This is a genomic window from Streptococcus mitis, from assembly GCF_023109515.1.
Lineage (GTDB): Bacteria > Bacillota > Bacilli > Lactobacillales > Streptococcaceae > Streptococcus > Streptococcus mitis_CS.
Window position 1 is genome coordinate 149,447 of sequence record NZ_JALDUM010000003.1, and the last position, 8,515, is coordinate 157,961.

An 8,515-nucleotide genomic window follows, 5' to 3' on the forward strand; every position below is an offset into this window, starting at 1 on the left:
CTAAAGCCTTTTTTGTGTTAAAATGAATGGTATGAAAGCTAAAAAAATGTGGATGGCAGGCTTGGCTCTGATAGGTATTGGAAGCCTTGCCCTTGCTACGAAAAAAGTTGCAGATGACCATAAGCTCAGGAAGACTCAGGAAGAGTTGACAGCGATTGTACGAGACCATTTTTCAGACATGGGGGAAATTGCGACCCTCTATGTTCAAGTCTATGAAAGCAGTTTAGAGAGCTTGGTTGGTGGCGTCATTTTTGAGGATGGCCGTCATTATACCTTTATCTATGAAAATGAAGACTTAGTCTATGAGGAGGAAGTTCTATGATACAACCAGCAAGTTTAGAAGAATTAGCATCTTTAGTAGAAAAAGATGGCAAGAAGGTCTTTCTTTTTGTGGCAGACTGGTGTGGCGATTGTCGTTATATCTATCCTGCCTTACCAGAAATTGAGGAGACCAATCCAGAGTTCAACTTTATTCGAGTGGACCGAGACCAGTATATGGATTTGGCCAAACTCTGGGATGTTTACGGGCTCCCTAGCCTTGTTGTTCTAGAAAAGGACAAGGAAATTGGCCGTTTTGTTAACCGCGACCGTAAAAGCAAGCAACAAATTAACGACTTTTTAGCAGGACTGAAATAGGAGAAAAAGGAAACAATGATTTTTACATATAATAAAGAACATGTCGGTGATGTCCTTATGGTCATCGTGAAAAACAGCGGAGATGCCAAACTAGATGTGGAACGCAAAGGCAAGGTAGCTCGTGTTTTCCTCAAAGATAATGGGGAAACAGTGGCTTGGAATATTTTTGAAGTTTCAAGTTTATTTGAAATTGCAGAGCGTGGTCAAGTCTTTTTGACAGATGAGCAAGTCGCTCGTTTGAACCAAGAGTTGCAGGCGGAAGTCTTTGTGGAAGAAATTGTCAATGACAAGGAACCTAAGTTTGTTGTTGGTGAGATTGTCGAGATGGTAGCCCATCCAGATAGTGACCACCTCAACATCTGCCAAGTTGCAGTCGCAAGTGACAAGACAGTGCAAATCGTTGCAGGGGCTCCTAATGCGCGTGTCGGGTTGAAAACCATTGTAGCTCTTCCAGGAGCAATGATGCCAAAAGGCAATCTCATTTTCCCAGGTGAACTTCGTGGTGAAAAGAGTTTTGGCATGATGTGCAGTCCTCGTGAATTGCATCTGCCAAATGCTCCGCAAAAACGTGGTGTTATTGAATTATCAGAAGACCAAATTGTTGGAACTCCATTTGATCCAGCTAAACACTGGACTGCTTAGGAACTTGTCAGTATCTGAATACACCAAATAGAAGGAAATAAGATGGCAAAAAATGTAGTGATTACTGGGGCGACCTCAGGAATTGGTGAAGCGATTGCGCGTGCTTATCTGGAACAGGGGGAGAATGTCGTTCTAACTGGACGACGGATAGACAGACTAGAAACTCTTAAGGCGGATTTTGCAGAAGCCTTCCCAAATCAAAATGTCTGGACTTTTCCACTAGATGTGACGAATATAACCATGTTGAAGACTGTTTGCCCCAATATTCTAGAAACGATAGGGAATATTGACATCTTAGTTAATAACGCCGGTCTGGCTCTAGGTTTAGCACCCTATCAGGATTATGAAGAGCTGGATATGTTAACAATGTTAGATACCAATGTTAAAGGTTTGATGGCAGTCACTCGCTGTTTCTTGCCAGCAATGGTAAAAGCCAATCAAGGACATATCATCAATATGGGCTCAACCGCAGGAATCTATGCCTATGCGGGTGCAGCAGTTTATTCAGCTACCAAGGCAGCGGTTAAGACCTTTTCAGATGGACTGCGAATTGATACCATTTCAACAGATATCAAGGTGACCACCATTCAGCCTGGAATTGTCGAAACAGATTTTTCTACAGTGCGTTTTCATGGTGACAAAGAGCGGGCTGCGTCCGTTTACCAAGGAATTGAAGCCTTGCAAGCTCAGGATATTGCAGATACAGTAGTCTATGTGACCAGTCAACCTCGTCGTGTGCAGATTACAGATATGACCATTATGGCAAATCAACAAGCGACAGGTTTCATGGTTCATAAAAACTAAAAAATTTCCTCGAAAAGTTACAAATTTCTGTAACTTTTTTTGATTTCCTGCGAATAGATAAGTAGGAGGAAGAAAATATGTATAATAAAGTTATCTTGATTGGACGTTTAACGTCTACACCAGAATTGCACAAAACCAACAATGACAAGTCAGTAGCGCGCGCAACTATCGCTGTGAACCGTCGTTACAAAGACCAAAACGGGGAACGCGAAGCTGACTTTGTCAATATGGTTCTATGGGGCAGACTAGCAGAAAGCTTGGCCAGCTACGCAACTAAAGGTAGTCTTATCTCTGTGGATGGAGAACTTCGTACCAGTCGCTTTGAGAAAAATGGCCAGATGAATTACGTGACCGAAGTTCTTGCCACAGGATTCCAACTATTGGAAAGTCGTGCTCAACGTGCCATGCGTGAAAATAATGCAGGACAGGATTTGACAGATTTGGTCTTGGAAGAGGAGGAATTGCCATTTTAAGCATTAAAAAGTCTGAGTTGGTCTCAGGCTTTTTATCTTGAGAAAGTCAGACTTTTTTCTTGACTATTTCTGACCAAGTGATACAATAGAACTATAAATTAGCACTCATATATAAAGAGTGCTAATAATATGTAGTTCATCATGGAGGAAAACAGATGTTGAAACCATTAGGAGACCGTGTGGTCTTGAAAATCGAAGAAAAAGAACAAACTGTTGGAGGTTTTGTCCTTGCAGGTTCAGCTCAAGAAAAAACAAAAACAGCCCAAGTTGTGGCTACTGGACAAGGTGTTCGTACCTTGAACGGTGACTTGGTAGCTCCAAGTGTTAAGCCTGGGGACCGTGTCTTAGTTGAAGCTCACGCAGGTCTTGATGTCAAAGACAGCGATGAAAAGTACATCATCGTTGGCGAAGCGAACATCTTGGCTATCATTGAAGAATAGAAGGAGAAAGTAAGTATGTCAAAAGAAATTAAATTTTCATCAGATGCCCGTTCAGCTATGGTTCGTGGTGTCGATATCCTTGCAGACACTGTTAAAGTAACCTTGGGACCAAAAGGTCGTAATGTCGTTCTTGAAAAATCATTTGGTTCACCCTTGATTACCAATGACGGTGTGACCATTGCCAAAGAAATCGAATTGGAAGACCATTTTGAAAATATGGGTGCCAAATTGGTATCAGAAGTAGCTTCTAAAACCAATGATATCGCAGGTGACGGAACGACAACTGCAACAGTCTTGACTCAAGCAATCGTCCGTGAAGGCATAAAAAACGTCACAGCAGGTGCAAATCCAATCGGTATTCGTCGAGGGATTGAAACAGCAGTTGCTGCAGCAGTTGAAGCTTTGAAAAACAACGCCATCCCTGTTGCCAACAAAGAAGCCATCGCTCAGGTTGCCGCCGTCTCTTCTCGTTCCGAAAAAGTAGGTGAATACATCTCTGAAGCCATGGAAAAAGTTGGTAAAGACGGAGTCATTACCATTGAAGAGTCACGTGGTATGGAAACAGAGCTTGAAGTCGTAGAAGGAATGCAGTTCGACCGTGGTTATCTTTCACAGTACATGGTGACAGATAGCGAAAAAATGGTGGCTGACCTTGAAAATCCATACATTTTGATTACCGATAAGAAGATTTCAAATATCCAAGAAATCTTGCCACTCCTAGAAAGTATTCTCCAAAGCAATCGTCCACTCTTGATTATTGCGGATGATGTGGATGGCGAAGCTCTTCCAACTCTTGTTTTGAACAAGATTCGTGGAACCTTCAACGTGGTAGCAGTCAAGGCACCTGGTTTTGGTGACCGTCGCAAAGCCATGCTTGAAGACATTGCCATCTTGACAGGCGGAACAGTTATCACAGAAGACCTTGGTCTTGAGTTGAAAGATGCGACAATTGAAGCTCTTGGTCAAGCAGCGAGAGTAACTGTGGACAAAGATAGCACTGTTATCGTAGAAGGTGCTGGAAATCCTGAAGCCATTTCTCACCGTGTTGCGGTTATCAAGTCTCAAATCGAAACCACAACTTCTGAGTTTGACCGTGAAAAATTGCAAGAACGCTTGGCGAAATTGTCAGGTGGTGTAGCGGTTATTAAGGTCGGAGCTGCAACTGAAACTGAGTTGAAAGAAATGAAACTCCGTATTGAAGATGCCCTCAACGCTACTCGTGCAGCTGTTGAAGAAGGAATCGTTGCAGGTGGTGGAACAGCCCTTGTAAATGTTATCCCTGCCGTAGCTGATTTAGAATTGACAGGAGATGAAGCAACAGGACGCAATATTGTTCTCCGTGCATTGGAAGAACCTGTTCGTCAAATCGCACACAATGCAGGATTTGAAGGGTCTATCGTTATCGATCGTTTGAAAAATGCCGAGCTTGGTACAGGTTTCAACGCAGCAACTGGTGAATGGGTCAACATGATTGATCAAGGGATTATCGACCCAGTTAAAGTGAGTCGTTCAGCTCTACAAAATGCAGCATCTGTAGCCAGCTTAATTTTGACTACGGAAGCAGTCGTAGCTAATAAACCAGAACCAGCAGCTCCGGCTCCAGCAATCGATCCAAGCATGATGGGCGGCATGATGTAAGCTTTCTATAGAAAACAACTTATAAAAAACACAAAAGGAGGGAATGCCTACCCCTCCTTTTTATGATATTCACTTCTAAATTGATTTGAGCTCTCCTAACTTATATGATAAAATAAGACTAGAAAAAGGAGAAGAACATGATCGATGTAGAAGAAATTCTGAGCAAGATGAACCCCAATCAGAAGATTAATTATGACCGTGTCATGCAGAAGATGGTACAAGTATGGGAGAAAAATGAGCAACGTCCAACCATTCTCATGCATGTTTGCTGTGCCCCTTGCAGTACCTATACTCTAGAATATTTAACAAAGTATGCTGATGTGACAATCTATTTTGCCAATTCTAATATCCATCCCAAGGCAGAATACCACAAGCGGGCTTACGTCACCCAAAAATTTGTCAGTGATTTCAATGAGCGAACAGGAAATACGGTTCAGTACCTAGAAGCTCCCTACGAACCAAATGAATACCGTAAGTTAGTCAGAGGACTGGAAGAAGAGCCAGAAGGTGGCGACCGTTGTAAGGTTTGCTTTGACTACCGCCTGGATAAGACAGCGCAAGTGGCTATGGATCTGGGCTTTGATTATTTTGGCTCAGCCTTGACCATTAGTCCTCATAAGAATTCTCAAACCATTAACAGCATCGGAATCGATGTGCAAAAAATTTATACAACCCACTATCTTCCAAGTGATTTCAAGAAAAATCAGGGCTACAAACGTTCAGTGGAGATGTGTGAAGAGTATGATATATATCGTCAATGTTATTGTGGATGCGTCTATGCAGCCCAAGCTCAGAATATTGACCTGGTTCAGGTTAAGAAAGATGCTACAGCTTTCTTGCTGGATAAGGATGTTGAAAAAGACTATTCCCACATTAAATTTACTGTTACGAAATTAGATATATAGAGACCAACCCAGCTGAAAAGCTGGGTTTTTCAAATAAAAAACCAGGGCTTTCACCCTAGTTTGACAACTTTACCGATTCTTTAGTTCTACATAGCGCTTGTACCAAATGTTTACATAGGCTTCTGAGAAAGGACCACGTCCATTGTTAATCCAATCAACAAGAATTTTGACATGTTCTTTTAAAATATAGTCCAAATCATCAGAATAATTCATTTTGCGTTTATGACGCTCATATTCCTCAACGTCCAAGAGACGTTTTTCCCCATCTGTAAAAATTTTAACATCCAAATCGTAATCAATATACTTCAGCGCTTCTTCATCCAGATAGTAGGGGCTAGCCATATTGCAATAGTAGGAAATTCCATTATCACGAATCATGGCAATGATATTAAACCAATATTTCTTGTGAAAGTAAACAATAGCCGGTTCTCGAGTAACCCAACGACGACCATCACTTTCGGTAACAAGTGTATGATCGTTGACACCAATAATGGCGTTTTCTGTTGTTTTTAGTACCATGGTGTCCCGCCAAGTTCGGTGGAGACTGCCATCATGCTTATAACTTTGAATTGTAATAAAGTCGCCTTCTTTTGGAAGCTTCATAACTAACCAACTTTCTACAATTTGTAAGTTTATCGTTTACTATTGTACCATAAGATTGCCTAAAATCTGTGATTTTTACATGAAAATATTAAAGATATTCTCTGAGAGCGCTTGCTATATCCGAAAAATCGTAGCCTTTTCGTGCTAAAACTTGAGTTAAACGCTGTTTAAGTTCGTATCCTTCATACTTTCGAGCATACTTGGCATATTGCTTGTCAAGTTCCTTGAAGATAAGTTCCTGAGTCGTTTCTTCGTCTACTTGGCTATCCAATTCGTCAAAGGCACTTTTAGCATCAGAGTATGAGAAACCCTTATTGGTCAGATTCTGGATAATCTTATCTTGCAAGGCACGAGCTGGAAGTTTTCCTTCATATTTTTTCAATAGTTTATTAGCTATACGTTGAGCAACTTCGGAAAAATCAAATTCTTTCAAGGTCTCCTCTATAGTAGATTTTGAAATCCCCCTTTGTGCTAGTTTCTGAGTCAGTACATAAGGTCCCTTGTCTCCTGAAAGTTGATTGGCATTGATGGTAGCATAAGCGTACTGGCCATCATTAATCCAATTCTCCTCTTTAAGATTAGCAATTACTTGAGAAACTATGTCTTCATCAATATCATATTTTTTCAGATATTCTCTGACTTCTTTTTCAGTGCGAGCTTTAAAGGATAGGTGGTAGAGGGCTAGATTCTTACCGTAAGAAAATTGGGCAAAGTCCTGAATCTCTTTCAATTCTTCTTGGCTTATCACTTTATCTCGTGATAACATAAAACGAACAATAGTATCTTCAGTAATGTAGCATTTGTCGCCATTATCAAGCTCCATCAGATAGAGTCTTTTTTTCTTTTCAAGTTTTGTGATTTTCATAGTTCTATTATAACTCAAAATGTGATAAGATAGGGGTATGAATCTGAAAGTGAAACAAAAAATACCATTAAAAATCAAGCGCATGGGAATTAATGGTGAGGGAATCGGCTTTTATCAAAAAACATTAGTCTTTGTGCCTGGTGCTCTCAAAGGAGAAGATATCTATTGTCAGATTACTTCTATTAAACGTAACTTTATTGAGGCAAAATTACTGAAGGTCAACAAGAAGTCTAAATTCCGAGTTGTGCCAGCTTGTACTATTTACAATGAGTGCGGAGGCTGCCAAATCATGCACCTCCATTATGATAAGCAGCTAGAGTTCAAGACGGACTTACTTCATCAAGCACTGAAAAAATTTGCTCCTGTAGGATATGAAAACTATGAAATTCGTCCAACTATTGGAATGCAGGAACCCAAGTACTATCGTGCCAAGTTACAATTTCAGACTCGAAAATTTAAAAATCAGGTCAAGGCGGGCTTATATGCACAAAACTCTCATTACTTAGTAGAGTTGAAAGAGTGCCTGGTACAAGACAAGGAAACTCAAGTGATTGCTAATCGTCTAGCAGAATTACTTACTTATCACCAGATTCCAATCACGGATGAGAGAAAAACTCTAGGTGTTAGAACTATAATGGTTCGACGAGCTAGAAAGACTGGACAGGTTCAGATTATTATTGTTACAAATCGCCAGCTTAATTTAACCCAACTAGTAAAAGACTTGGTTAAAGATTTTCCAGAAGTTGTGACAGTAGCTGTTAATACAAATACAGCTAAAACCAGTGAGATTTATGGTGAAAAGACAGAGATTATCTGGGGACAAGAGAGTATTCAAGAAGGTGTTCTTGATTATGAATTTTCACTATCTCCTCGAGCATTCTATCAACTAAATCCTGAACAAACAGAAGTCCTCTATAGCGAGGCGGTAAAAGCGCTGGATGTTGATAAAGAAGACCATTTGATTGACGCTTATTGTGGAGTTGGAACGATTGGATTTGCCTTCGCAAAGAAAGTTAAAACACTTAGAGGTATGGATATTATTCCAGAAGCCATTGAAGATGCCAAGCGAAATGCTAAAAGAATGGGATTTGACAACACACATTATGAAGCTGGAACGGCAGAAGAGATTATTCCTCGCTGGTATAAGGAAGGCTACCGAGCAGATGCTCTGATTGTGGATCCACCACGCACAGGTCTGGATGATAAGTTATTAGATACTATTCTTACCTATGTACCAGAAAAAATGGTCTATATTTCTTGCAATGTTTCGACCTTGGCAAGGGATTTGGTGCGTTTGGTAGAAGTCTACGATGTCCATTATATACAGTCTGTTGACATGTTTCCACACACCGCTCGAACTGAAGCAGTGGTAAAATTAATTAAAAAAGTTTCAAAAAAGTAGTTGACAAAGTTTAAAAAGTCGGTATAATGGTAAGAGTTGAAAATAACAGCTCTGGTCCGTTGGTCAAGGGGTTAAGACACCGCCTTTTCACGGCGGTAACACGGGTT

General features: G+C 40.6%; 11 protein-coding genes. 9 read left to right on the forward strand and 2 right to left on the reverse strand.

Going from position 1 to position 8,515, the window contains the following annotated elements; all coding sequences use genetic code 11:
- Positions 1-22: 22 nt before the first annotated feature.
- From M1G05_RS08325 to M1G05_RS08360, 8 genes are all read left to right on the forward strand, one after another.
- Complete coding sequence (locus tag M1G05_RS08325) at positions 23-322, forward strand: DUF4651 domain-containing protein (RefSeq protein WP_084887598.1); 300 nt, start codon at positions 23-25, stop codon at positions 320-322.
- Positions 319-636, forward strand: coding sequence for a thioredoxin family protein (locus M1G05_RS08330; protein ID WP_084887600.1), 318 nt, complete (start codon positions 319-321; stop codon positions 634-636). The genes M1G05_RS08325 and M1G05_RS08330 overlap by 4 nt, the downstream gene beginning before the upstream one ends.
- A 15-nt stretch (positions 637-651) precedes the next feature.
- A complete protein-coding gene (gene ytpR / locus M1G05_RS08335) occupies positions 652-1,278 on the forward strand; it encodes a YtpR family tRNA-binding protein (protein WP_084887602.1) in 627 nt (208 codons plus the stop codon).
- A gap of 42 nt (positions 1,279-1,320) precedes the next feature.
- A complete protein-coding gene (locus M1G05_RS08340; protein ID WP_049515926.1) occupies positions 1,321-2,082 on the forward strand; it encodes an SDR family NAD(P)-dependent oxidoreductase in 762 nt (253 codons plus the stop codon).
- A gap of 77 nt (positions 2,083-2,159) precedes the next feature.
- Positions 2,160-2,555 (forward strand): single-stranded DNA-binding protein, encoded by a 396-nt coding sequence (locus M1G05_RS08345; protein WP_247953526.1) that lies wholly within the window; start codon positions 2,160-2,162, stop codon positions 2,553-2,555.
- A 155-nt stretch (positions 2,556-2,710) separates the two neighbouring features.
- A complete protein-coding gene (gene groES / locus M1G05_RS08350; RefSeq protein WP_136936959.1) occupies positions 2,711-2,995 on the forward strand; it encodes a co-chaperone GroES in 285 nt (94 codons plus the stop codon).
- A 15-nt stretch (positions 2,996-3,010) separates the two neighbouring features.
- The gene (gene groL, locus M1G05_RS08355; RefSeq protein WP_136936960.1) at positions 3,011-4,633 is read left to right on the forward strand and encodes a chaperonin GroEL; all 1,623 of its coding nucleotides are present in this window, start codon (positions 3,011-3,013) and stop codon (positions 4,631-4,633) included.
- 137 nt (positions 4,634-4,770) lie between these two features.
- Complete coding sequence (locus tag M1G05_RS08360) at positions 4,771-5,538, forward strand: epoxyqueuosine reductase QueH (RefSeq protein ID WP_060627100.1); 768 nt, start codon at positions 4,771-4,773, stop codon at positions 5,536-5,538.
- A 69-nt stretch (positions 5,539-5,607) separates the two neighbouring features.
- Here M1G05_RS08360 and ntdP read toward each other — a convergent pair whose 3' ends face one another.
- Entirely contained in the window at positions 5,608-6,141 is a 534-nt protein-coding gene (gene ntdP, locus M1G05_RS08365; protein WP_000775316.1) for a nucleoside tri-diphosphate phosphatase, read from the reverse strand.
- An 88-nt stretch (positions 6,142-6,229) separates the two neighbouring features.
- Entirely contained in the window at positions 6,230-7,006 is a 777-nt protein-coding gene (gene recX / locus M1G05_RS08370) for a recombination regulator RecX (protein ID WP_084926160.1), read from the reverse strand.
- A 37-nt stretch (positions 7,007-7,043) separates the two neighbouring features.
- Between recX and rlmD the strand changes: the two genes are divergently transcribed.
- Positions 7,044-8,408, forward strand: a complete 1,365-nt coding sequence (rlmD, locus tag M1G05_RS08375; protein ID WP_084926162.1) for a 23S rRNA (uracil(1939)-C(5))-methyltransferase RlmD — start codon at positions 7,044-7,046, stop codon at positions 8,406-8,408.
- Positions 8,409-8,515: the final 107 nt, after the last annotated feature.